This is a genomic window from Jeotgalibaca dankookensis (assembly GCF_002005405.1).
Classification (GTDB): domain Bacteria; phylum Bacillota; class Bacilli; order Lactobacillales; family Aerococcaceae; genus Jeotgalibaca; species Jeotgalibaca dankookensis.
Window position 1 is genome coordinate 1,869,494 of the sequence record NZ_CP019728.1, and the last position, 24,454, is coordinate 1,893,947.

At 37.7% G+C, this 24,454-nt stretch carries 27 protein-coding genes; 26 read left to right on the forward strand and 1 reads right to left on the reverse strand.

Translation table 11 applies throughout. The features are described from left to right. The first annotated feature begins 24 nt into the window (after positions 1-24). The 23 genes from fliF to BW727_RS09425 are packed head-to-tail and all read left to right on the forward strand — an operon-like array spanning position 25 to position 19,085. Positions 25-1,587 (forward strand): flagellar basal-body MS-ring/collar protein FliF, encoded by a 1,563-nt coding sequence (fliF, locus tag BW727_RS09315; protein WP_062467798.1) that lies wholly within the window; start codon positions 25-27, stop codon positions 1,585-1,587. After that, the gene (gene fliG / locus BW727_RS09320) at positions 1,580-2,614 is read left to right on the forward strand and encodes a flagellar motor switch protein FliG (RefSeq protein WP_227807184.1); all 1,035 of its coding nucleotides are present in this window, start codon (positions 1,580-1,582) and stop codon (positions 2,612-2,614) included. Before fliF ends, fliG begins: the two co-directional genes overlap by 8 nt. After that, positions 2,598-3,368, forward strand: coding sequence for a FliH/SctL family protein (locus BW727_RS09325; protein ID WP_062467797.1), 771 nt, complete (start codon positions 2,598-2,600; stop codon positions 3,366-3,368). Before fliG ends, BW727_RS09325 begins: the two co-directional genes overlap by 17 nt. Then, positions 3,361-4,674, forward strand: coding sequence for a flagellar protein export ATPase FliI (gene fliI / locus BW727_RS09330; protein WP_062467842.1), 1,314 nt, complete (start codon positions 3,361-3,363; stop codon positions 4,672-4,674). The genes BW727_RS09325 and fliI overlap by 8 nt, the downstream gene beginning before the upstream one ends. Before the next feature lie 17 nt (positions 4,675-4,691). Continuing rightward, on the forward strand, positions 4,692-5,123 hold the full coding sequence (gene fliJ, locus BW727_RS09335) for a flagellar export protein FliJ (protein WP_062467796.1): 432 nt from the start codon (positions 4,692-4,694) through the stop codon (positions 5,121-5,123). Positions 5,124-5,147: 24 nt separating this feature from the next. Next, a complete protein-coding gene (locus tag BW727_RS09340; RefSeq protein ID WP_062467795.1) occupies positions 5,148-6,341 on the forward strand; it encodes a flagellar hook-length control protein FliK in 1,194 nt (397 codons plus the stop codon). Positions 6,342-6,356: 15 nt separating this feature from the next. Further along, positions 6,357-6,785 (forward strand): hypothetical protein, encoded by a 429-nt coding sequence (locus BW727_RS09345; protein WP_062467794.1) that lies wholly within the window; start codon positions 6,357-6,359, stop codon positions 6,783-6,785. Positions 6,786-6,845: 60 nt separating this feature from the next. After that, on the forward strand, positions 6,846-7,715 hold the full coding sequence (locus tag BW727_RS09350) for a flagellar hook-basal body complex protein (RefSeq protein ID WP_062467793.1): 870 nt from the start codon (positions 6,846-6,848) through the stop codon (positions 7,713-7,715). A gap of 18 nt (positions 7,716-7,733) precedes the next feature. Beyond that, on the forward strand, positions 7,734-7,940 hold the full coding sequence (locus tag BW727_RS09355; RefSeq protein ID WP_062467792.1) for a flagellar FlbD family protein: 207 nt from the start codon (positions 7,734-7,736) through the stop codon (positions 7,938-7,940). Beyond that, positions 7,937-8,740: a motility protein A gene (locus tag BW727_RS09360; protein ID WP_062467791.1), complete on the forward strand. Its 804-nt coding sequence runs from the start codon at positions 7,937-7,939 to the stop codon at positions 8,738-8,740. Before BW727_RS09355 ends, BW727_RS09360 begins: the two co-directional genes overlap by 4 nt. Further along, positions 8,733-9,488 carry an OmpA/MotB family protein gene (locus tag BW727_RS09365; protein WP_062467790.1) on the forward strand — a complete coding sequence of 252 codons (756 nt, stop codon included), beginning with the start codon at positions 8,733-8,735 and terminating at the stop codon, positions 9,486-9,488. The genes BW727_RS09360 and BW727_RS09365 overlap by 8 nt, the downstream gene beginning before the upstream one ends. After that, complete coding sequence (locus tag BW727_RS09370) at positions 9,478-9,948, forward strand: flagellar basal body-associated FliL family protein (protein WP_062467789.1); 471 nt, start codon at positions 9,478-9,480, stop codon at positions 9,946-9,948. Before BW727_RS09365 ends, BW727_RS09370 begins: the two co-directional genes overlap by 11 nt. A 26-nt stretch (positions 9,949-9,974) precedes the next feature. After that, positions 9,975-10,331 (forward strand): flagellar biosynthetic protein FliO, encoded by a 357-nt coding sequence (locus BW727_RS09375; protein WP_062467788.1) that lies wholly within the window; start codon positions 9,975-9,977, stop codon positions 10,329-10,331. Next, positions 10,304-11,062: a flagellar type III secretion system pore protein FliP gene (gene fliP / locus BW727_RS09380; protein WP_062467787.1), complete on the forward strand. Its 759-nt coding sequence runs from the start codon at positions 10,304-10,306 to the stop codon at positions 11,060-11,062. The genes BW727_RS09375 and fliP overlap by 28 nt, the downstream gene beginning before the upstream one ends. Positions 11,063-11,072: 10 nt before the next feature. Then, positions 11,073-11,336: a flagellar biosynthesis protein FliQ gene (gene fliQ, locus BW727_RS09385; RefSeq protein ID WP_062467786.1), complete on the forward strand. Its 264-nt coding sequence runs from the start codon at positions 11,073-11,075 to the stop codon at positions 11,334-11,336. Positions 11,337-11,347: 11 nt separating this feature from the next. Next, positions 11,348-12,103: a flagellar biosynthetic protein FliR gene (locus tag BW727_RS09390; protein ID WP_062467785.1), complete on the forward strand. Its 756-nt coding sequence runs from the start codon at positions 11,348-11,350 to the stop codon at positions 12,101-12,103. A gap of 16 nt (positions 12,104-12,119) precedes the next feature. Next, positions 12,120-13,187 carry a flagellar biosynthesis protein FlhB gene (gene flhB / locus BW727_RS09395; protein WP_062467784.1) on the forward strand — a complete coding sequence of 356 codons (1,068 nt, stop codon included), beginning with the start codon at positions 12,120-12,122 and terminating at the stop codon, positions 13,185-13,187. Between the two features lie 27 nt (positions 13,188-13,214). Further along, complete coding sequence (gene flhA, locus BW727_RS09400; RefSeq protein WP_062467783.1) at positions 13,215-15,302, forward strand: flagellar biosynthesis protein FlhA; 2,088 nt, start codon at positions 13,215-13,217, stop codon at positions 15,300-15,302. A gap of 22 nt (positions 15,303-15,324) precedes the next feature. Beyond that, a complete protein-coding gene (locus tag BW727_RS09405) occupies positions 15,325-16,041 on the forward strand; it encodes a sigma-70 family RNA polymerase sigma factor (RefSeq protein WP_174446763.1) in 717 nt (238 codons plus the stop codon). Further along, the gene (locus BW727_RS09410) at positions 16,034-16,402 is read left to right on the forward strand and encodes a flagellar basal body rod C-terminal domain-containing protein (RefSeq protein ID WP_062467782.1); all 369 of its coding nucleotides are present in this window, start codon (positions 16,034-16,036) and stop codon (positions 16,400-16,402) included. Before BW727_RS09405 ends, BW727_RS09410 begins: the two co-directional genes overlap by 8 nt. Positions 16,403-16,416: 14 nt before the next feature. Then, positions 16,417-17,079: a flagellar hook-basal body protein gene (locus BW727_RS09415; RefSeq protein ID WP_062467781.1), complete on the forward strand. Its 663-nt coding sequence runs from the start codon at positions 16,417-16,419 to the stop codon at positions 17,077-17,079. A 29-nt stretch (positions 17,080-17,108) separates the two neighbouring features. After that, positions 17,109-17,822, forward strand: a complete 714-nt coding sequence (gene ftsE / locus BW727_RS09420; RefSeq protein ID WP_236953705.1) for a cell division ATP-binding protein FtsE — start codon at positions 17,109-17,111, stop codon at positions 17,820-17,822. 15 nt (positions 17,823-17,837) lie between these two features. Next, a complete protein-coding gene (locus BW727_RS09425; RefSeq protein ID WP_062467780.1) occupies positions 17,838-19,085 on the forward strand; it encodes a carboxylate--amine ligase in 1,248 nt (415 codons plus the stop codon). A gap of 51 nt (positions 19,086-19,136) precedes the next feature. Here the strand turns inward: BW727_RS09425 and BW727_RS09430 are convergent, their stop codons facing one another. Further along, positions 19,137-19,697, reverse strand: coding sequence for a DNA-3-methyladenine glycosylase I (locus BW727_RS09430; protein ID WP_062467779.1), 561 nt, complete (start codon positions 19,695-19,697; stop codon positions 19,137-19,139). A 161-nt stretch (positions 19,698-19,858) separates the two neighbouring features. Here BW727_RS09430 and treP point away from each other — a divergent pair, with 161 nt between their 5' ends. From treP to BW727_RS09445, 3 genes are all read left to right on the forward strand, one after another. Continuing rightward, positions 19,859-21,373: a PTS system trehalose-specific EIIBC component gene (treP, locus tag BW727_RS09435; RefSeq protein WP_062467778.1), complete on the forward strand. Its 1,515-nt coding sequence runs from the start codon at positions 19,859-19,861 to the stop codon at positions 21,371-21,373. A 68-nt stretch (positions 21,374-21,441) separates the two neighbouring features. Next, positions 21,442-23,094 (forward strand): alpha,alpha-phosphotrehalase, encoded by a 1,653-nt coding sequence (treC, locus tag BW727_RS09440; protein WP_062467777.1) that lies wholly within the window; start codon positions 21,442-21,444, stop codon positions 23,092-23,094. 92 nt (positions 23,095-23,186) lie between these two features. Continuing rightward, positions 23,187-24,269, forward strand: a complete 1,083-nt coding sequence (locus tag BW727_RS09445) for a GerMN domain-containing protein (RefSeq protein WP_062467776.1) — start codon at positions 23,187-23,189, stop codon at positions 24,267-24,269. Positions 24,270-24,454: the final 185 nt, after the last annotated feature.

Here is a 24,454-nt window from a genome sequence, read left to right on the forward strand (position 1 = left end):
TGTTACTAAGGGGAGCTAAGGGGAATGATGGGGGTTTTTAAAAATTTAAAAGATACACTGAAATCAGGATGGGGTAACCTAACGCCACTAAAACGGGTCGGATTGATAAGTTTTCTTACAATAGCCATAAGTTTAGGTCTAATTGGCACGCTATTATCTCAAAGAATAAACTATTCCTTATTATTTTCAGAAATAGAAGAAGCTGATTCAGGAAAGATTGTAGCAGATTTGGAGACGCAAGGAATTGCTTATCGATTAGAAGATAGTGGAACTACGATTTACATTGATGAAAAGTATGTAGATAAGTATCGAATTGAATTAGCTGTTAATGATATGTTGCCACGTTCCTCAATGGGATTTGAAATTTTTGATGATACGAGTATGATGGCGACCGATGAAGACCGAGAAATTATGCAGCAACGTGCAATCCAAGGTGAGTTAGAGCGAGCAATCGGAGTCCTTGATGGTGTGTCTAGTGTCAAAGTTCTTCTATCTCTACCAGAAAAGAACGTCTTTACTCGCCCAGAAGATGTGAAAACAACGACGGCTTCTATTGTAGTCACAACGGACCGGAGTCGTGATTTGTCTTCTGCAGCTATACAAGGAATTGCTGCCTTAGTGAGTGGAGCCGTTGATCACTTACCTTTAGAAAATGTGTCCATTGTAGACCAGACGGGACGTCTGTTAAGCGGTTTTATTCAATCAGGAACGAATCTTCAGTCTGCTGATTTAGCTTCACAAAATCGCCAGATTGAAAATGAGTATGCGCAAGAATTAGAGCGAAAATTATTAGAAACATTAGCGCCTGTTTATGGTCCAGAGAATTTATCCGTTTCGGTTAATGTCAAAATGAATTTCGATGTGGCTGAAGAAGAGATTGTCAATTATGGCGTAGACCAAGCGGGAAAAAAGACGGAGCCGTATATGCGTAGTCAAGATATTACGGCGTCTGGCGGTGAAATTTCAAGTGGGGATAATGCTTTAAATGGCAATAATGTTGCTATTAATGAAGTGCTAGAAGGAGAAGGTGGTAATACTGCTTCTTATGATAGTACTACGAATTATGAATACGACACGACTAAAATAAAACGCATTGTTGAAACAGGCGAAGTCGAAAAGATATCCGCATCTATTCTTTATAATGCCGGCACAGCTGATGTTAAAGAATTAGATGTTATAGCTCGAAACATTTTGGGAGCAACCGAACGCGATAGTATCCAAATTACCGCAACTAAATTTTTAGTCGAGGATTTACCAGCTGAACCAGCACCAGAGCTTGATGGCGTCATTGGCACGGTTTGGAGAGGTTACAAAACCTGGATTTTTGCAGGGAGTGGGTTTTTGCTTTTAACAGCTCTTTTAATAGTGTTACTCCTTTCTAGAAAACGTCGTTCTGGTCTTGAAGATAATTTTGAAGAGGAAATACCCAACCAACAAACGCTTCATTCAGAAAAAGCTGATTTAGATTCCTTACAAGATTTGTTAAAAGATGAAAAACTAGAAAAAGAAAAAAATGCTTACCAACAAGCGAAAGAAAACCCCGATTTAGTGGCAGACATGATAAAAATGTGGCTAAAGGATGAGTAAAGATATGGAAGAAACAGCTGGAGTAACTGGAATGTCTGGAATTAAAAAAGCAGCTCTTCTCCTTATTTCACTGGGAGTAGAAACATCTGCGGAAATTCTCAGACTTTTACCGGACAGTATGATTCAAAAAGTCAGTTATGAAATTGCAAATATTGACTATGTAAACCCAAATGAACATGAAGCGATATTGGAGGAATTTATTGAATTATCGCAGGCGCGTCAATATGTTGTGGATGGCGGAGTTGAATACGCGCGTGAAGTCTTAAACCGTGCCCTAGGAGCCCAACGTGCTAAGGAAGTCATCGATATGCTGACGCAAATACAATTACGTGAACGGCCTTTTAATATTGCGCGTAAAGCAGATCCGATGCAATTGAAGAATTTGCTATTAAATGAACAGCCACAGACGGTTGCACTGATTTTATGCTACATGCAGCCGGATAAAGCGGCAGCAATTTTAGCACAGTTTCCAATTGAGTTGCAGACAGATATTTCCGAACGGATTGGAACAATTACACGGACGTCACCACTAGTTATTGAGAAAATTGAAAAAGTCATTGAAAGTAAATTTTCTAACTACATTGAGAATGAGACTGAAACAGTAGGTGGTGTTCATACCTTAGTAGAAATCCTCAACTCGGTTGGAAGAAGCACTGAGAAAAATATTTTAAGTGCACTAGACTTGAGTCAACCAGCACTTGCAGATGAGGTACGAGCAAATCTATTTACGTTTGAAGACATTATTACCTTACAAGAATCTGATGTTCAAAAAGTCTTGCGTCTCGTTGAAAACGATGATCTCATGTTAGCTCTTAAAGGTGTTTCGGATGAAATCCGTAATATTATTTTCCAAAATATGTCGCAACGTGCAGTGGATACACTGAAAGAAGATATGCAATTTATGGGACCGGCTCGCTTATCAGCAGTTGAAGAGGCGCAGCAAAAAATTGTGGCTGTTATTCGTAATTTAGATGAAAGCGGCGAGATTTACTTGAGAAGAGGGGAAGAAGATGCAATTGTTTCATAAAATCATTAAGGCTGAAGAGTCGGTTTCAGATAGCGTAAAAGCCTTGGTTCAAACTGATTTTCAAGTAGATTCTGTCAGCGTAGCGCCACCCGCTACGCTAGAGAAAGACGTATACTATGAGGAAAAACAAGCAGCAGCCCGTTACATGGAAGATGCTCAAGCAAGTAGCATGGTGCTTCTACAAAAAGCTCAATCTGAAGCAGATGAGATACGATTTTTAGCTCAAGAAGAGGGGTTTCAAGAAGGAGAAAAAAAAGGGCAAAAGGAAGGTTTTCAGGCAGGTTATCAAAGGGGTATAGAAAAAGCGCATCAAGAATCTCGAGAAATAAAAGAAAGTGTGCAACAGATGTTGAAGGACGCGAGTCGTGAAGTGCTTGCTTTTTATGAGGATAAACGACTCGAAATCATCAACTTAGCAGCCCAGATGGCAGAAAAAATTGTTCACGAAAAAATTGATAGCTCAGATGATAAGATTTTGACGCTACTTTACCCCGTTTTAAATCAAATGGAGCAAGAAAATAAGTTTGTTACCTTAACCGTAAAACCAGAGCTAGAGGAATTCATGAAAGAAAAAGTAAAGGAACTTGAAATAAAATTCCCTCTTTATCGCTTTGCAATTCTTCTAGATGCACACTTAGAAGAACATGGGTGTATCGTTGAGAGCTCGCACGTCATTATTGATCTACAAGTAAAGCAACAACTGGAAACGATGGTTAGAGAGCTAGAAGAAGTTCCGGTGATTGAATATGTTTAGTCTCCCATTCGAAACATATGAAAAAAAAATAAAACAGAAATCTTTTTACCATGTAAAAGGTAAAGTAAGCGAAGTTATTGGCTTGGTTATCAAAGTGGAAGGGCTAGAGGCTTTTATTGGCGAGGTATGTGAAATTACTATTAAGTCATCTGAGAAAAAGGTCTTATGTGAAGTCGTCGGTTTTGTAGAACGTACAGTTCTTTTGATGCCTTTGGATAATTTAGAAGGTATTGGACCTGGTTGCGTGGTTTATCCGACGGGGCACTCCTTACGTGTAGAAGTTTCCGATCAGTTGTTAGGAACAACGATAGATGGTTTAGGGAGACCCATGTCTCATCAAATAGATATAAAAGGTGATTTTAGAGAAGTAAATGGTGATGCACCAGATCCCTTCAAACGTAAAAGAATCGAAAAAATACTACCAACTGGTATAAAAGCGATTGATGCTACTCTTACAGTAGGAGAAGGACAGCGAATTGGCATATTTGCTGGATCAGGGGTTGGAAAAAGCACCTTACTCGGCATGATTGCTCGCTATTGCGAGGCAGATGTCATTGTCATTGGCTTAATAGGTGAGCGGGGTCGTGAAGTGATGGAATTTATCGAAAACGATCTAGGTGAAGAAGGATATAAAAAATCAGTTGTCGTTTGTGCGACCTCTGACTCACCGCCACTTGTCCGTTTGAAGGGTTCCTATACAGCGACTGCAATTGCCGAATACTTTCGTGATCAAGGTAAACGCGTGGTGTTGATGATGGATTCGGTTACCCGCGTTGCCATGGCACAGCGTGAGATTGGTCTTGCAACAGGTGAGCCACCAACAACCAAGGGCTACACGCCCTCAGTTTTTACTACGCTACCAAAGCTTTTGGAGCGTAGCGGTATGTCGGATAAAGGCTCGATTACAGCGTTTTATACCGTTTTAGTCGAAGGAGACGACATGAACGAGCCGATTGCCGATACAGTTCGTGGTATTTTAGATGGACATATTATCCTTTCACGCAAAATTGCTGCTGAGAATCAATACCCGGCTATTGATATTCAAAATAGTATCAGTCGATTAATGAAAGATATTGTAACCGATGAACAATTCAAACTGGCAGGTAAGTTAAAAGAAAATATGGCTGTTTATGCTGAATCAAAAGATTTAATTGATGTAGGGGCTTATCAGCGTGGTTCCAATTTGGCGATTGATCGTGCTATTCAGCTGCACCAACCCATCAAAAACTTTTTGAAACAGCAAGTCGAAGAACCATTTGCTTTTAGTGATAGCCAGGAACTATTAGAAAAGACATTAAATTATTAGTGATGAGGTGAATATAGGTGGCAGAACCTTTTTCAATGGCAAAAATACTGGATTGGCGAATAGATCTTGAAGAAACTGCTCGTTTAACTGTTACGCAGTTACAAGCACGGCTCCGTTTAGAAAATCAACAACTCCAATCTTTAATTACAGAAAATATAAAAGTAAAAAATGAGCATATACATTCTAAGCAAATCCACTCATTACGCTATAACGATTACTATAAAAACGTGATTACTGAACAAATCATTCAGCAAAAAAACCAAATCGATTCAACTCTGGCAGATATTCAATCTGCACAGAAAAATTTGGTTCAAACATATTCAGATCGCAAAATAATGGATAAGTTAAAAGAGAAAGAGCTAACTACCTACTATCAAAATGAACGACGCCGCGAACAAATGGAACTAGATGATATAGCAACGATGAACTATAAACGTAGAGTTTTTTAGTTTATCTGGTTTAGAAGAAAAGAGGTGAGAGAACTGGAGAATACGATTGAAACTTCACCACTCGTAAAGATAGCTGCCCAAAATAAAATACTACCAACTCCTATAGAAGACGCTTTTCTTTTTCGTCAGTTTTTAAATGATTTTCAGGCAGAAGAACCACAAGTTAAAAATGAGCAAGAGGATAATAAGCAAGAAAAACAATTAGAAGAATTGTCGAAAGAAAGTACTATAGAACCAGTCATTACTGAAGCAATTTATGCATTGATTCGTCCAAAAACACCAGTGATTACTCTTGATGTGTCTTGTGAAGAAAAAAGTAAAAGTATTCAAACGCCTAATCGAATACCTAGAGAAATGAAAGAAGTAGCTGAAACACAAAAAGACCAACCAGATTCTAAAAAAGAAAAATTAGTAGATCATTCATTTAAACCAACAATAAACGGTGAAGAAGTGCAGGACGAGTCTGAAATACCAAAAAATTCTATAGATGTTTTAACGCTTGGGGAGAGTGAAAGTGCTAATCAAGCAATCTCTACTAACAGGCCCTTACAAGAACTAAACCAACTTAACCGTGAAATCAGTGACCTTATGAGGATTCATATAGAAAAGACACCTGTTCAGGAAATACCTACGGTAATCCCTGTTAAAGATCAGGTGCAATCAAAATCTATTTCCTCTGATTTAGAAAAAAAATTATCAGAACCAGAGAATGCTGGACAAGTTATCGCAAAAGATTGGTCGGTCCAAACAGCTGTTCCAAAAAAATTGGATACTTTTGAAATTAAAGTACATGAACCAAATCAACTGAGTCGTGAAATCAGTGACCTTATTACGGTGACTGTAAAAAAAATGCCTCTAGAGAAAACTTCTACAGCTAGCGTTCATGTTAAATTATCACCAGAAAAATTAGGGGATTTAGAAATCGAGTTGACTTGGCGTGGGGACCAGGTGGAGGCAAAAATTATCGTCTCAAAACCTGAAATGAAACAACAACTCGTAGACCAGCTGGCAATTATTCATGAACAGCTACCAAAAAATCCAATCGTTCAAGTGATTATGATTGAGGTAAAACCGCCGATTGACTTAAGCCAACAATCATATCCGCGTAAGCAAACCCAATCACCTCCAAAAAACCGCCATACTTCAAATGGGAGAGGCGAGGAAGAAACAGAAATAAGTGACAATTTAGCCTTACTGGGCTTGAGCTTATATGTTTAAGGAAAGGATAAAAAAATGGATATATCACCAAATTTTACAATTGGATCTACAAACCAAGCAATTAATCAAAGTAAGAAATCTAATTCTGAAATGAATATGGAAGATTTTCTAAAAATTATGGCTGCTTCATTACGGATGCCTGCTCTATCATCCAGTGAGGGTGGTAAAGATAGTTCTTCAGATTATATGAATCAAATGATTCAATTCAGTACGATGGAACAACTCAAGAGTATGAGTGATTCCGTTACAACCACCATGTTAATGACACAACAGCAACAAGCGATTTCCATGATTGGTAAAGAAGTAACAGTTTTACAAGAAGGTCAGCAAGTAACAGGAACAGTAGAAAAAACACGCTTCTTTAACGGTTATGCAACTATTCAAATAGATGGTAAGGATTACTATATGAATAATATTTTGGAAATAGGGATAAAGAAGGCGTAATAAAGTGATTACTATACCTTATCTCATGTGAATACAACTACAGTTAGTGGAGGAATTAATATGTTAAAGTCATTATATTCAGGTGTTAGTGGTATGAAAAATTTACAAACTAAAATGGATGTTATCTCAAATAATATTGCAAATGTGAACACAACCAGTTTTAAGACAGGACGCGTTCGCTTTGAAGATATGATTAGCCAAACAATGGAACAATCGCAAGAAAATAAAAATAGTAAACAATCAGGACTAGGGATGCAAGTTAGTGCAGTTGATAAGGTTATGGCCGGCGGAACGTTACAAGCAACGGGACGTGCACTAGATTTTGGAATTGAAAATGGCGAAGATTCTTTCTTTACGGTTAGTAGTGATGGCACCAGTCAAGACGTCGCATATACACGCGATGGTGGTATGTATTTAAATGCAGATAACCAACTCATTACGGCTTCTGGTTACCATATTCTAGGTGTTATGTTGGACACACCAGTGGTCTACCAAGGAACAATTCCAGCTGGATTGACTTATGATGCAGCAACGAATCCTATGGAGGCAATTGCTATTCCAAAAGAAAATAATGGAACGAATTTAGATAGTTATTCCATTTCTGATACCGGTTTAATTCTTGGAGTTTATAATGATGAGATTATGGTTATGGGTCAAATTTCTTTAACTAAATTCAATAACGCAACAGGGTTAGATAAAATGGGTGGCAATATGTATAAAGAGACAATGAATTCAGGTCAGCCTAATGTAGGTGCAGCTGGGCAAGAAGGGTTTGGATCTGTTCGCTCTGGTTTTTTAGAGATGTCTAATGTGGATCTATCAAACGAATTTACAGAAATGATTGTAACGCAACGGGCTTACCAAGCGAACTCTCGTAGTATTTCAACTTCAGACCAAATGTTAGAAGAACTATTAGCCTTGAAACGCTAAGTTAGGGATTAAAAGACGATGATTAAGTTAAAAACAATAACGGGTAGAGATTTTTATCTCAATAACAATCTGATTTACCGCGTTGATGAAAAAATCGATACCATCATCACGCTTGTAGATGGAAAAACCATTAGAGTAAGAGAATCAGCGGAGGAAGTCAGACAAAAAATTATTGAATTCCAACAAGAAATAATGTATCCGATGAAAAGGAAGGAATTAGAGTGAAGAAAAGCTATACAACCGTTTTAGCTCTGGCATTTGGATTTATTTTAATATTTTGGGCCATTTCAATCGATGGTTCAGTAACATCTTTTATCAACGTTCCTTCTATTGCCATTACTGTCTTTGGGTCTTTTGCTGCTGTAGTCATCAGTTTTCCTTTTGACAAGATTAAAAATGCTCCAATCGTCCTTAAAAATTTGGTAACTAAAAATGATAACAATAAACAAGAACTGGTTGAAACAATCGTTAGCTTATCCCGACTTTCACGCAGCCAAGGTTTGTTAGCCTTAGATGCGGAAATAGAAGGAATTGAAAACACCTTTTTAGCGGAGAGTATGAAGATGGTTGTTGATGGTATGGACGCTGACAATATTCGAGAGATTCTGGAAACGAAAATTGATAATATGGAAGATCGGCATTATATAGGACAAGAAATATTTTTAAAATGGGGCGAACTGGCTCCAGGATTTGGGATGCTGGGAACCTTGATAGGCTTGATTAATTTATTAGGTTCTTTAACCGATCCTTCAACAATTGGGGGCGGGATGGCCGTTGCATTGCTAACGACTTTTTATGGGAGTTTGTTAGCTAATCTTATCTTTTTACCAATTGCCCAAAATCTAAAAACTCGTACCGAAGCAGAAGTGAATACGAATGAAATGATCATGGAAGGGGCACTAGCCATACAAGCGGGTAAAAACCCGCGTGTCATCGAACAAAAGCTAGAAAGCTATCTCGAAGGTGGGCGCTTGAAAGAGAAACCAGAAGCGACGGTGGCAAGCGAGGAAAGAGAATATGTCTAGAAAAAAGCGGGATAAAAAACAGAGCGACTCAGGTTCTGCCTCTTGGATGACGACCTTTTCAGACTTGATGTCATTACTATTAACTTTTTTTATTGTTTTATTTTCGATGTCAAGTATTAGTAATGAAAAATTTATGCAAGCTGCGCAATCGCTATCTCAATCTTTACTGAATGGAGGAGACGGTATCATGGAGGGAGTTCTCGTCCCATTTGAAGAGACCGTAGCACCTGACGTAACGACTCAACCAATTGAAACCATTGATTTAGCAGAACTAAACCCGCAGCTTGTCGAAATGTATGGCTACGTCATGCGGTTTATTCAAAATAATAAACTTGAAGACCAAGTTTCAATTACCGCAGATGCAAAAGGTATTTATGTCAATATAAACAATTCAGTTCTGTTTGGAAAAGAAAGTGCTTCTGTTTCTCGAGAGGGACGACAAGTGTTAAAGACGGTTGCAGAATTAATTAATCAACTAGGAAATGAAATTATTATTGAAGGACACACAGATAATATTCCGACTGCCTATGGACAATACCCGACTAACTGGGAATTATCAGTAAGCCGAGCTGTATCTGTCTTGCGCTATTTAACCGAAGAAGAAAAAGTAAGGGCAAATCGGTTATCAGCAGTAGGATACGGGGAGCAACGACCTTTAGTTGCTAACGATACACCAGAAAATCGTGCTCGCAACCGACGTGTGAATATTGTCGTAGTATACGGAGCGGAGGAATCCAATGAAGAATAAAGTAGAAAAAACAAATCTCCCCTCATTAAAAAAAAAAATAATAGCAGTAATAGTAGCTATTTTTATTATCGGAGGAAGCGCGATAAGTTTTTTCATTTTCTCTGATCAGGCAAAAGCTTTTTTTGAGTCAACACAAGAAGAAAAAAAAGAACAGATTATGGTGCCATACTCTGAATTTTTAATTAATTTAAAGCCTTCTTTAACTGCGGATAAACGTTTTTTAAGAATTGAACTATCTTTTGAAGTTTCTAGTATAGATAGTGAAGCGGTACTAGTAAGCCAAGAAGCCATGATTCGTGACACAATTATTTCCCTTTTACGCAAGCAAACTTCAGAAACTATTTTCAGTGAAGTAGACGGAAACTTGAGTATTAAACAAGAAATAAAGGATGAATTAAACCAAATACTTGGCGAGACAATTGTTGAACACGTGTATGTGACTGATATGGTGATGCAGTAATTTTAAAAAGGGGCTTTAATGAATAAATGGGAATTGAATATGTAATAAAAAGTATAGGTGCGCTCGCAGTAGTTATTCTAATGGCAAACATCCTCTTAAAAAAGATGAACGCAGTAACGACTAAAGGTGCAAAAAATATGAAAATTTTAGAGAAAATGCCTTTAAGTCGCACATCATCCTTATATATTATTGAAGTAACGGGGAAGCATTACTTGATGAGTGGGACAGAACAACATAATGAAATTTTAAAAGAGCTGGATGAAGTCCAAATGGCTAATTATCTAGACAATCAGACCCAGCAAAACGAAAAAACAAAAGTATTCTTAACAGAAACAATAGTGGGTAAGAAAAACAAATGGTTAGAAAAGAGGAAACAAGGGTGAAAAGAACTGTACAGATTAGCAGCAGCGGGCTGTTTTTTTCATTAATTTGGCAGCCCCAAATAAAGGCGGCTGAACTTGAAACCTTTTTTACGGAAATACCAGCTACACCCGATACCATTAAGCTCTACGTCTTATTAGGAATACTCAGTCTTATTCCAGCCTTTTTAATCTTAACCACAAGTTTTACAAGAATTATTATGGTCCTTTCATTTTTAAGAAGTTCTCTAGGGACACAGCAAAACCCACCTAATCCAGTTTTAATCGGCTTAGCAGTTTTTTTAACGATTTTTATTATGCAGCCTGTCTATTCTGTCGTCTACGATGAAGCGTTAGAACCTTTGATGCAAGATGAAATCAATCTAGAAGAAGCTTACACACGAGCAGAAATGCCTATCAAAGATTTTATGCTCAATCAGACTCGCGATAAGGATTTGCAGTTGTTTTTAGACTTATCAAAGACAGAAACAACCATCCAGGAAACAACAGATATTTCACTTGCTACGGTTATTCCCGCCTTTGCGATTAGTGAAATCCGAACAGCCTTTACAATCGGTTTTTTACTATTTATACCCTTTTTAATTATCGATATGGTAGTTTCGAGTATTCTGATGTCAATGGGGATGTTTATGCTCTCACCAGCAATGATTTCACTACCGTTTAAGTTATTATTATTTGTCCTAGTAGATGGTTGGTATTTAGTTGTTGAGTCTGTTGTTTTAGGATTCCAATAGGAGGTAAATGATGACCATACAAGCCAGTTTGGATATTTTACGTGAAGCTTTTTTGACCATTATAACAGTAGCAGGCCCGGTTTTACTCATTGCTTTAGTGATTGGATTGGTCGTGAGTATTATTCAAGCAGCGACACAAATTCAAGAACAAACTTTAAGTTTTGTACCAAAGGTTTTAGCTGTTGTGGGTTCATTGATTATATTAGGCAACTTCATGTTAAATAACTTGATTGCATTTACCGAAAAGATTTTCGAAATTATTTCAGGGTTGTAGGTGAGTAAGCAATGATGATTCAAATCCAGCTGTTTCTATTGCTACTCATGCGGGTAGGTTCCTTTATTATGATTTGCCCAGGGTTTTCTTTAAAAGGTATGCCCCAACTATTAAAAATTGCTTTGTCTTTTGAGTTGACTTTACCGTTATATCAAATGGTTTCAGGGTTAGAAGTGGAACTAAGCGTCAGCTTATTCGCTTGGATGGCTCTCAAAGAGGTATTTTTAGGGTTGGCAATTGGATATGTCTCTTTATTATTTTTTTCTGCTGTTGAGATGGCAGGTGCTTTTGCCGATGTTCAAGCAGGTTTTTCAATGGCACAAATTTTTGATCCCTCGATTGGCTTGCATGCCTCCTATTTAGGGAGAATTTATTACTGGGTGTCACTCACTATTTACTTTATTGGAGACTTTCACCACTTAATGTTGGCGTCACTTGCCTATTCTTTTGATGTATTACCAGTATTTTCGACATCTATCCAGCTTGATGTATCAGGAATTTTAACTGTTTTTACCTCGGTGTTTGAAATTGCTTTAAATTTAGCGGCACCTTTAATTATTGTAGCGTTATTAACTGAAATTCTGCTTGGAATACTTTCCCGAACTGTTCCACAGATAAACGTTTTGATTTTAAGCATGCCATTAAAGGTTCTGGTCGTTGTGTTCTTTCTATTAGCTTTTTTACCAACGCTTTTTAGAACGATTAGTATGGTGATGCCGGATATGATTCGTTATACGAATGAATTTATATATTCTTTAGGGGACTGATGAGAGGTGAGCGAAAGTGGCTGAACGTGATGGAAAAACTGAAAAACCGACTTCTAAAAAATTACGTGACGCCCGAAAAAAAGGTCAAATAGCCAAAAGTCAGGAATTAAGTTCTGGTTTAAGCTTTGCGTTTTTTTCTTTAGCAGGTGTGAGCCTCGTTAGTGTTACTTTGAAACAAATGGTGCCTTTTATAAAACGAATGCTAACAGTGAATATGAATGCGGATCACCTCGCCAATAACGTCAATCAACTAGGTATACAAGCAATTATTTATTTTTTCTTACTAGCGGGACCATTTTTAGCACTCGCTTTTTTAATTGGTATAGTTGCAAATATTATCCAAGTCGGATTCTTCTTATCGAGCGAACCGATGAAGCCACAACTTAAACGGTTAAATCCCATTTCGGGATTAAAAAATATTTTTAGTAAGAAATCCTTGTTTCAGTTATTAAAAAACTTAGCAAAATTAGGCCTTATTTTTTGGGTTGTTCAATCATCGTCTAATCAGGTTGGGTATTATGCTTTAAATGCTGGAACAGTCGGAACAGAGAAGATTTTCTTTGTCATCCTTGAAATTATCAAAGTCGTCAGTAAGCAATTAGCCATAACACTCATTATTTTAGGAGTTGCCGATTTCGCCTATCAAAAATACGATCACCAAAAGCAATTAAAAATGACAAAACAAGAAATTAAAGATGAGTTTAAGCAAATGGAAGGCGATCCTTATATAAAATCGCAACGAAAACAAAAACACCGCCAGTTAACGAGGCGAATGCTTCGGGATGTGGAAGAGGCGACAGTTGTCATTACGAACCCAACACATTTAGCGGTAGCACTACGCTACGATAAGGGTAAAGACGCTGTTCCAACTGTTGTAGCTAAAGGTGCAGACTATATGGCTGCTTTAATTCGTGAACGCGCAACAGAACACCAAGTCCCTATTATGGAGGACAAACCAGTTGCACGAAGCCTCTTTAAATCAGTTGAAGTGGGACAGTCAGTCCCATTAGATATGTATCAGGCCATTGCAGAAATTTTAGCCATCGTCTATCAGATGGAAGCAATGAAAAAAAATAAAGTCTAATCAGGTAAGACATGGAGGAAACAGCGTATGGCAACCATTTTTTCAAAAAATAAAGGAAGATCAGCAGCAATTATGGATTTAAGTGTATCCATTTTTGTGGTCATAATCATGATAATGATTGTCATACCCTTACCCGCGGTAATGTTAGATTTTTTATTGATTCTTAATTTGGCTCTTTCTTTTACGATTTTACTTTTAACGCTTTTTACCAAAAGTGTCTTAGAATTTTCCAGCTTTCCAACTGTACTTTTGATTACGACGATGTTTCGTTTAGGACTCAACATTTCTTCAACTCGGCTTATTTTGACAGTTGGTTCAGCGGGTGATGTCATTGCTACTTTTGCGAATCTGGTAACCGGTAATAACATAATAGTTGGGGCTGTTATTTTTTTGATTATTTTTATTATCCAAATGATTGTTGTGACGAGTGGTTCCAGTCGTGTTTCTGAAGTATCTGCACGCTTCTCTTTAGATGCGATGCCAGGAAAACAAATGTCCATTGATTCAGATTTAGCTTCCGGGCTAATAAGTGAAGAAGATGCTAAGAATCGTCGTAAGGATTTAGAACGCGAGACTCAGTTCTATGGGGCTATGGATGGTGCCAGTAAATTTGTCAAAGGAGACGCTACAGCGAGTATTATTATTACAATTATTAACCTTATAGGCGGTATATTAATTTTTACGGTTCAAAATGGCATGGGTGTAATGGAAGCATTGAATCAATTTGGGAAGTTAACTATTGGAGATGGACTCGTCAGTCAGATTCCCTCCTTACTTATTTCCATCGCATCCGGTATTTTAGTTACCCGTTCTGGTAATGCCAAGAGTTTCGGGAGCTCGCTTGTTCCCGAATTGTTTTCTACTGCTAAAGTATTGTTCATCTTAAGTGGTATTATGCTTGTTTTTTCTTTTGTACCTGGGTTTCCTTTTTTTCTGTTTTTTATGATTGCAACAGCAGCAGGAGCAGCGGGTTATCTAGTAAATGAGAGTAATCAAAAAGAAAATAATCGTCTTGCCCAAGAAGAACGCGCTACGATTGCAGCAAAACGGACAGAGCGCCACCGAAATCATGAAAATACCATTGTCCCTCATCAAATTGATGCGATTGCCATCGAAATCGGATATGGATTAATTGAAATCGCCGATGAAACTAAAGATGAAAATATTATGAATCAAGTCTTAGTCATTCGAAAACAATTTGCCCAAGAATTGGGTATTTTATTAGGACCCATCCGAATCCGTGATAACCTACAGCTTGGCTCCAATGAATACGTGATTAAAATAAAAGGAAATGAGCAGGCCAAAAATGAACTCTTTATGGATAAAGCATTGTTGTTGATGCCGGATGGCGAGTCGGTTCCAGTTAAGGGGATTACGGCTAAGGAACCAGCCTTTGGTTTAGATGCCCTGTGGATTGAAACAAGTGACCGTGAACTCGCTGATTTACATGGTTTAACGGTAGTAGATCCTTTAACAGTGATGGTAACGCATCTCAAAGAAACCATTCGCCAACATAGCCATGAGCTATTAGGACGCCAAGAAGTTCAAGCGTTACTAGAAGGATTAAAAGAAAAATATAACGTGGTCGTAGATGAATTAATACCAGATGTCTTGCGCCTTGGGGAAGTACAAAAAGTCTTACAAAACTTGTTAAAAGAGCAGATTCCTATTACAGATATGGTAACGATTCTTGAAACGTTAGCTGACTATGGGACGACGGTGAAAGATTCCGAGTTGCTAACTGAATATGTACGCCAAGCTTTGAAACAAACGATAGTTCAGCCTCACCTTGATGATACGCGCACGTTACACGTTGTAACCGTTCATCCTGACGCAGAAGAAATGATTAGTCAAAGTATCCAAAAATCATCTGCAGGGTCTATTCCAGTGTTACAAGGGGATGTCATTAATCATCTCTTCGATCAAGTCAAGAGTATCCATTCTCATTTAGAGAGACAGGGGATACCACATGTCTTATTAGTATCTCCGAAAAATCGTCCAGCCCTACGAAATTTGTTAGCATACAATTTTCCTGAGTTGGCCATCTTATCTTTAAACGAAGTACCAAATGAAATCGCCATTACTGCAGAAGGCATGGTAGATAAAGTTAATTAAGTTAATGATCGGGAGGTGACCTATGATTAATAAACAGACCCCTGAAGAAGAAATTCTCACTTATCTACCTTTAGTAGAGAAGGTAGCAAAGGGTATGACTATTAAAAGCCATCAGTATGAGTATGATGACCTTTATCAATTTGGAGTCATTGGGTTGCTAGATGCAATGGAAAAGTATGATGCTTCTAAGAATGTTGCGTTCGAAAGTTACGCTTACACGCGTATCCGTGGCGCAATTATTGATGAGGTAAGACGGACTTCGCCCGTAACACGTTCAGGTATGGATTTATTAAAAAATTATTACCAAACCAAAGAATTGCTAGAAAGAGAGTTAGAAAGAGAGCCAAAAGAGGCGGAAATTGCTGCCTACATGGATGTGACAGTCAAACAGCTTGATGGTATTTATACAACCATTCATCATTTGTCCGCGATTAGTTTAGAAAAAGTCATTTTTTCTAAAGAAAACTCACATACGACTATCGGTGATTACATTGCTGATAATAGGATTGAAGATTTTGATCAAGCTTTAATTTTAGAAGAGGAAAAAGAGACTTTACGGCAGGCCATTCAAACATTAGCGGGACGCGAACAAGAAATTTTACAGCTCATTTACGTTGAAAAATTGGCAATGAAAGAAATTGCTTACATTTATGATATTTCTATCCCTAGAGTTTCTCAAATTCACGGGAAAGTCATTAATAAGTTGCGTGATGAATTAAGGAGGAAGATTATTGATTAGAAGCATAGATACATTAAAACATCATTTTAATCTGCTACAAAAAAAACAAGAAATGGTTAGTACAAATATTTCTAATCTAAATACGCCAGATTTTGAATCTTTGCGGATGATCCAAAGCACAAGCGTAGAAGCACAGCTGGCAAATCGGATGGGTCAACCAAATCGAGGTAAACTAGTTACTATGGGCAATATACCCTTTAGCAAGCAAGTGTCTGAGGTCTATCGCCTTCCAGAGGTAAACCTCGTAGATGAAATGGCTGAAATGATTAAAATTTCACGTGATTTCGAAGCTAATCAGAAAGTTTTACATGCTAGCGATGAAACATTACGACGAGCAAGTAGTGAAATCGGCAAAGTATAAGGAGGAATATCAGGATGAATCAATCACTTAGTATTTCAAAAACAGGACTCCATGCTATTCAATATCAGATGGACACTATTGCTCATGATATCGCGAATGTTAATACAACAGCATATAAAGCTAAGGAAACCAGTTTTAACGAATTAATGACAAATACTTATGTCAATAATAATCGACTATTACTAGGAGATAATGTTGAGCTTTCTATTCAGGCGGGAACGCGCTCCCACGATTATACTACTAATTTTTCACAAGGGAGTTTAGTAGAAAGTCCAGGAGAGATGCAATTTGCTATCTCAGGAGAAGGGTATTTTCAAATAACTGGGAAAGATGGTCGTACCTATTACACCCGCGATGGAAACTTTCATCAAGACGAAGAAGGCATTGTTAAAAATGCGCACGATGAAGTCGTACTAATGAATAGAGATGTTCCAGCTGTGTTTAATTCTAGTGAAGGAACGCTAATGTTTGCTAAGGGTGAAAACCAGTATACTGCTCAAGGCCCTATGGAACCTTCAAGGAGCGAGATTTTAATAGGTTACTTAGAAGCATCCAATGTTAATCTAGCTGATGCCTTTAGCCAAATGATTATCGCCCAACGTGCTTATGGGATGAATTTGAAAGCTGCTCAAAGCACCGATGAAATAATGAGTCTTATTAACCAGTTTAAACAATAGAAAGAGTGTCGAGACAAATGGAGATTATTGTGTGTAATCAAACTCAGAAAACATATTTTAAAGGTATAAGAGGAATTGACAGTGTATCATTTTCCGTTCAAGAAGGAGAGTTCGTTTACCTAATGGGGGCAAGTGGTTCAGGGAAGTCCACGCTCTTGAAACTTTTATACGGTGCTGAGAAAGCAACAAGCGGGAACATAATGGTTTGTGGGTATGACTTAGCTAAAATGAAACGGAAAGATTTGTATAAGCTACGCCGTGAAATTGGTATTGTTTTTCAAGATTTGCAATTACTAAAAAGAAAAACAGTGTATGAAAATATTCAGTTTGCTCTAGAAATTGTTGGTGTACCTGAGGAAAATATGGATGCACGCATTCGTCAAACCCTAACACTGGTTGAATTAGCTGATAAAGCAGATTGTTTTCCCGAAGAATTATCGGGTGGGCAAATGCAGCGCGTCGCAATTGCCAGAGCCCTAGTGAATAACCCCCGAATTTTATTAGCAGATGAACCGACAGGAAATCTTGATCCGCAAACTTCTAGAGAAATTTTCCGTCTGTTTATGCGGATTAATCGCCGTGGAACGACGGTTATTTTAGCAACACACGATCAAACGATTTTTCAACGCTTCCAACACCGTGCGTTGACCATGTCGGATGGTTTCTTAGTTGCAGATGAATCAAGAAAAGAAGTAGGAAGTCTTCAATACGATTACCATATGAAAGATTTTTATATTGTATAAATAGGAGGAAATCGAATGAAATTCACGCCAGTCATTATGGGCGCTAATCGCGGTTCTTACGGGCTAGCACGTGCGTTTTATGAGGAATATGGTGTAAAATCAGCCTTAATCAGCCCTTACCGAACAGGATCAGTCAAGCATTCTAAGATTATTAATTACTACAAGCAACTGCAGATGACTGATATTGAAAGTATGCTCGAGACGATGGTGGCAATTGAAATCCAAGAACCAGAAACGAAAAAAATAATTTTTGGAAGCGATGATCGCTATGTATCTTTTTTAATTGAAAATCGAATGTTATTTGGACCGAACTGGATTGTTCCGTACCCTGATGAACAAACGTATGAAGCGGTGACGGATAAAACCCTTTTTTATGAGCTTTGTGAGCAGTTAGACGTTGCTTACCCACGTACAGTCGTTTTAGATCAAATGTCCACCTTTAATTTAACCTATCCCGTTATTATCAAAGCTGCTCAGACACCTGAGTATCAAAACCTAGATTTTGAGGGTAAGAAAAAAGTTTATTTATGTCAAACTCAAGAAGAAGCATGGCAGAATATTGAGTTAATCAGACAAGCAGGTTATACTGCTGCTCTAATAGTACAAGAGTATATTCCAGGCGATGATACTTCTTTAGGTATTGTAACAGCCTATGTTGCTAAAAAGGACGGCCAAATCAAACTCGTTTCTTACGCAAATGTTCTAGTAGATGATCCCACTCCTTCTGCAATTGGAAACAGTTTAGCGGGATTTGTTCGCGAAGAAGAAAGTATAAAAGAGCCAATTCAACGCATTGTAGAAGCTTCTGGGTTTTATGGATTTATGACTTTTGACGTCAAATATGATGCGCGTCGATGTGAATATATCTTTTTTGAGGTGAATGGGCGGTTAGGTTTAAGTAACTATTATGTAACAGCAGCTGGACATAATGTAGCCTGGTATTATATAGAAGATTTTCTTCTCGAAAATAATCTTTCTATGGCTACTTTTCAGAAAGAAATTGTCTACAGTAATTTAACCAATCATTTACTCTGTCATAACCTTCATATCCCACAAAGTGACAACAAACAACCAATGGTTCATCCTTTGGTTGCTCCGTATGAAAAGAGTTGGCGCAGGAAGTTGTATATACTCATGTCTTCTATAAACTATTATCGGAAATTATGGAAACATGCTTCCTTAGAAAACATCGTTATAAAGAAAGCAAATAGTTTACCAAAAACAAAACAAGTGGTAAATAATCAAACACTCCCATTGAAGTAGATTCTTTAAAAGAAATCTGCATTCAATAGGAGGTTTTTGTTTTTTACTCTGCTACACAGACGTACAATTACGAAAATCACACGTAAGGAGATGATCATTGACCATTCCAATAGCTTGCATAAAAGAATAGACAATAGTAGGGCCAATAAACTTAAACCCACGTTGTTTGAGGTCTTTACTGATTATACTTGATAAAGCGGTTTGGCTTGGAACTTCTGTTGGGCTTTGCCAATTATTTTTTATAGGGGGAGAAAAAGACCAGATATAAGTAGAAAAGCTTCCGAATTCCCTTTGTATGTTTTGGAAAGATTGAGCATTAGAACGAACAGAATAGAGTTTTAATTTATGTTTGACAACAGAATGATTGAGACGAATCTCCTCAATTTCTTGATTAGTCAACCTCGCACAAACAGCGACATCAAAGTGGTGGAAGGCATCGCGATAGGCTTGACGTTTATTTAAAATAATTTGCCAGGAAAGACCAGCCTGCGCGCCTTCTAAGGTCAGCATTTCAAAGAGATAGGTGTCATCGGTATGGACGATTCCCCATTCTTTATCGTGATATTCTTGCATCATAAGGCTTGTTTCAGCCCAAGGGCATCGACTACACATCTCTATATCTTCTCCTTTTTAACTTGAGTTTATTTTAGTATATCCTCATTATACAAAAATTTAAAAAAACTAACAGAAAACGCTTGCAATTTAATTAATAATAACATATGATATAGCCAGCAAGCAGCTTGTATAGACAAGTTGAAAAAGGAGGAATAAAAATGGCAGATTTTAAAAAAGACGCGTCCGATTTGTTGGAGTATATAGGCGGTTCGGATAATATATCAGCAGTCACGCACTGTGCGACACGGATGCGTTTTGTATTGAACGACCCAGCAGAAGCAGATGTCAAAAAAATTGAATCGATCCCCGCAGTCAAAGGTACTTTTACGCAAGCAGGACAATTTCAAGTTATTATAGGGAACGAAGTAGCAACGTTTTATAATGAATTTAGTAAGGTATCTGGAAAAGAAGGTGTCTCAAAAGATCAGGCAAAAACAGCAGCAAAACAAAATCAAAACCCAATTCAACGGGCTATGTCTGTATTGGCTGAGATTTTTACACCCCTGATTCCAGCAATTGTTGTAGGTGGACTTATTCTAGGTTTCCGTAATATTTTAGAAGGAATTGAATTTCAAAGTTTAGGACAGCTAATGGAAGATGGTGTTGCACAATTCACCAATTCCGGCGAGCCTATTTATAATCGTATTGTAAATGTCAGTCAATTCTGGGCAGGTGTGAATAGTTTCCTTTGGTTAATTGGTGAAGCGATTTTCCACTTCTTACCAGTTGGGATTACTTGGAGTGTCACTAAAAAGATGGGGACAACCCAAATTTTAGGGATTGTCTTAGGGATTACTCTTGTCTCACCACAATTGTTAAATGCTTATGGTGTAGCAGAAGCTACTGCAATTGGTGAAATTCCTTTTTGGGATTTTGGATTTTTCCAAATTGATATGATTGGTTATCAAGCCCAAGTTTTACCGGCGATGTTAGCTGGGTTTACCCTTTCTTATTTAGAAATTTGGTTGCGTAAATGGATTCCACAAGCTATATCGATGATTTTTGTTCCATTGTTCGCACTTGTTCCAACCGTTCTTATTGCTCATACCATATTAGGACCGATTGGTTGGCAAATTGGGAACTGGATTTCTGGTATTGTTTACGCAGGAATTACGAGCAGTTTCAGTTGGTTGTTTGGGCTTGTCTTTGGAGCGCTCTATTCGCCACTCGTTATCACCGGTCTCCACCATATGTCCAACGCTATTGACTTACAGCTAATTGCAGATTTTGACGGGACGCAACTATGGCCAATGATTGCTCTTTCAAATATCGCACAAGGATCAGCTGTTTTAGCAATCATCTGGATGCATCGTGGAAATAAGGATGAAGAGCAAGTTTCTATTCCAGCGATGATTTCTTGTTATTTAGGTGTAACAGAACCAGCTATGTTTGGTATTAATATCAAGTATATTTACCCGTTTGTTGCAGCAATGGTAGGATCTGGTCTAGCTGGACTCGTTTCTGTCCTATCTGGTGTCACAGCTGCTTCCATTGGTGTGGGTGGTATACCAGGATTCTTATCTATCAAGTTTGAATTCTGGCCAATGTTCTTTGTAAGTATGTTAATCGCCTTTGTTGTACCAATTCTATTGACAATTTTCTTCGAAAAAAGAGGAATATTTGTACCAAAAGGTGAAGTAGACGATGCACCAATAATAGAAACATCTAACTAATTAAAAAAATGAAGGGAGCAAAAGGGAGGTATCTTTTGCTCCTCTTTTAGATTAAGAGAGGGGATATTATGCAAGATTTTAAAGACAAAGTAATCTATCAGCTTTACCCGAAATCATTTAAAGATTCCGATGGAGATGGGATCGGTGATATTCAGGGAGTTATTGAAAAAATACCTTATCTAAAAGAACTAGGTATTGATATGATTTGGATGAATCCAATTTTTCTTTCCCCGCAAAAGGATAATGGCTATGATATTACCGATTACTGCGCAGTTGATCCTCTATTTGGAACGATGGAAGATTTGGAGCAATTGATTAAAGAAGCAAAAGAGAATGGGATTGACATCATGTTTGATATGGTCTTAAATCACACCTCGGTAACCCATGAATGGTTTCAAAAAGCTTTAGCGGGAGACAAGAAATATCAAGACTTTTATATTATTCGTCCTCCACAAGAAGATGGCAGTCTACCAACAAATTGGCAGTCTAAGTTTGGTGGGGACGCTTGGGAACCATTTGGTGATACGGGTAATTATTATTTAAGGCTCTATGACGTCTCTCAAGCTGATTTAAACTGGCGGAATCCAGAAGTCCGTCAAGAACTTTTTAAGGTTGTCAATTTTTGGATGGAAAAAGGGATTAAGGGCTTCCGTTTTGATGTTTTAAATGTGATTGGTAAAGAAGAAGAATTAGTTGACAGTGAAGGGGATAATGAAAAGAGCCTTTATACAGATACCCCAATTGTTCATGAATGGGTTCAAGAATTAAATCGTGAAACCTTCGGTAAAGCCGATAATATTATTACTGTAGGGGAAATGTCTTCCACAACGGTCGAAAATGGCATTTTATATTCAAACCCAGATCGTGATGAGCTTTCGATGATTTTTAGTTTCCATCATTTAAAAGTGGACTATCAAGATGGGGAGAAATGGACAGACGCGCCGTTTGACTTTATTGAACTCAAGCAGTTACTAGACGAATGGCAAGTAGGCATGTCGGATAAAAATGGATGGAATGCACTTTTTTGGAACAATCATGACCAACCGCGAGCTAACAGCCGCTTTGGTGACCCTGAGCATTATCCTTATGAAACAGCTACTATGTTAGCACAGACGGTTCATTTGTTGCGAGGGACGCCTTATATTTACCAGGGAGAAGAAATTGGGATGACGAATCCTGATTACACAAGCTTGGATGAATTTGTTGATATTGAAACCCATAATGCCTATGAAGCATTACGCATGCAAGGCATCAAACACAAAGAAGCAATGGCAATTATTCGTAAAAAATCACGTGATAATAGCCGTTCTCCTATGCAATGGGATGATTCCGCACACGCTGGCTTTACAAGCGGTGAGCCGTGGTTAAAAGTTGCAGATAATTATCCACAAATTAATGTTGAAAAAGAAAGAGATGAAGGAAAGATTTTCTCTTATTATCAAAAACTCATTGCATTACGTAAACAACAACCAATTATTTCAGAAGGCAGTTACAGAGGAATCCTTTTAGATGATCCTGAAGTTTATGCTTACGTAAGGGAAAAAGATAATCAAAAATTATTAGTTTTAAATCACTTCTATGGAACAGACTACCAGCTAAAAATACCTGAAGAATTTTTAAACGGTCAGGCTGAATGGATTATTGGCAATTATGCCACTAGACAGTTAGCGTCAGAGATGGTCTTAAGTCCTTATGAAACAGTTGCCTACTTAATTAAATAACCAATAGCCCTTTACTCAGAAACAAAAGGAGTAAAGGGCTATTTCATTATGATATAATAATAAAAAAGAAAGAATAGTAGGAGGGAATAAAGATGAAAAAAAACTACTTGTTCTTAGTTGGTTTCTTATCTCTGTTTCTAGCAAGTTGTACCACTACAAACCCAGATGTATCTTCATCTGTTGATATTGAAAGTGTCTCCAGTTCAGAAAGTATTTCTCTACCAGAGGAATCTTCAGCAGAGGTAGAGGCATTATCGGTGGAAGCATACTTCCCATTTGAGGCGGATGTTGCTTATTCTTATGCTGGGGATGGCAATGAGTATGTTTCTTACCAAAAATACCCGCAATATTATGAAAATAATCGGATTCAATACGTTACTAAAAATGCAGGTAGCCATTTTATCGAAGTACTGGAGCTAGAAGAAGGAGCAATCACGCAAGTATTTAGACGCGATGAAACATACTTTCGTGAAAATATGTTAGACCAAACTCGTGATGAATCAAGTACTATCCTTTTGAAGGAACCATTAGAAATAGGCAATAATTGGGATAATTCCCAAATTACAGCTCTTGATATTGAAATTGAGACAATGGTTGGAACGTTCCCATCTCTTGAAGTAACAACAACAGAAAAAGATACCATTACAAAACGTTATTATGCAGAAGGAATAGGTTTAGTAAAAGAAATTTATACGGATACCAACGGCTCCTATGAAATGACTGCTACCTTGGAATCTCGTGAAGAAGGAACTGCTGAAACCGTTGTATTACCTACTTATTACCCAGATAGAAATGTCATGGGACTCGAAGTCGCTGAAGTTAATATTTCCTTTTTTACTAATGATGTCACTCGAAAGGTCATAGCTGAGTTATTCACACATATTCCCGGTGTAGACTACGGACAAGTTATTCCTGAGGGCACTCAAATAAAGAGCCTTTACCTCAATGAAGATGGACGTGTTTACGTAGATTTTTCACAAGGATTAGTAAATGACTTAAATGCCGGTTCATCAGCTGAGAAATTGCTTTTACAAAGTGTTGTTAATACAATAGGATCCTATTATGGTGTTGAAGAAGTTGTTTTAACCGTTGAAAATGCACCCTATAAATCCGGACACATTGAGATGAATGAAGGAGAATCTTTTTATGTCGAAATGAATTCTGTTTTAGAATAAATAAAAGCGCCTCTTTCTGTAAACTGGACCCTATAAAGTAGACTCTTTAAAAAAGAGACCCTTTATAGGGTCTTTTTATGTCTTGTACGAGAATTAGTCTCCCTTTCCTGATAAACTGGAGGAAAGGAACGGGAACCGCGACCGCTCCCCCAAGAGAGCCTTACAAAAAATACATTTTTAAGAGG